Below are 741 nucleotides of genomic sequence, written 5' to 3' on the forward strand. Positions count from 1 at the left end.
TGACGGTTGCCCCCGCGCCCGGGTTTCTGTTGCCTGCCACGTGGTTCCCCGCGAGCTCGGTGACGATGTATTCCTGCTTCATCCTGCCGGCTCCTCGGTGTGCTGGCCGCCCTTGATCACGCCACCATGGACGTGGGTGCTGCCGACGTTCTTGTCGTTGTGCTGCAGGGCACCGCCCCGCGTGTCGATAAGGTCGGCGAGCATGCCGATCTTGCCCGCGCCGACCTCAAGCACGGTCCCGCCAACCTCGAGCTTCAAGCCGCCGGCTGTGAGCGTTACCGTGACAGACCCGAAGGTCATCACGTGCTCGTCACCCGAATCCGACGGCGACGGATTGTCGTCTGACCAATGGAACGGATGCGCACGGCCCTGCTCCAGGTCGCCGGCCTCGGACGAGATCGTCATCACCTGTCCAACTGAGGGCGGATTGTGAACCTTGAGGGCTCCGGCCGTCTGCGCATAAGGCATCCAGGGCGACAGCACCTCATGGCCGTCATCGTCCTTGCCCAGCACGATCCGGACCAACTTCTTGGCAGGATCGACCTCTTTAACCTTGCCGGTCCAATTGGATCCGGCAAGGCGGCGTTCATGCTCCTGCAGTCGTTCGAAAATCGACCGCAAGGCTTTGTGAACGCTCATGGAACCTCGCTCGGCCCTACGACCGTAATCTCGGGATCGCCGGTAACTTCGTTGAGTGGTGGCACGTTGCCGTCATCGTCAGCCGATCCCAGCACCGGGGCG

Annotated in this window: 1 protein-coding gene; it reads right to left on the minus strand. The window is 63.2% G+C overall.

Features of this window, described 5'->3' with window-relative positions:
* Positions 1-78: 78 nt before the first annotated feature.
* Entirely contained in the window at positions 79-639 is a 561-nt protein-coding gene (locus IPF36_RS34305) for a phage baseplate assembly protein V (protein ID WP_195432393.1), read from the minus strand.
* Between the last annotated feature and the right edge of the window lie 102 nt (positions 640-741).

The sequence above is a fragment of the Cupriavidus sp. IK-TO18 genome (assembly GCF_015549295.1).
GTDB lineage: Bacteria > Pseudomonadota > Gammaproteobacteria > Burkholderiales > Burkholderiaceae > Cupriavidus > Cupriavidus oxalaticus_A.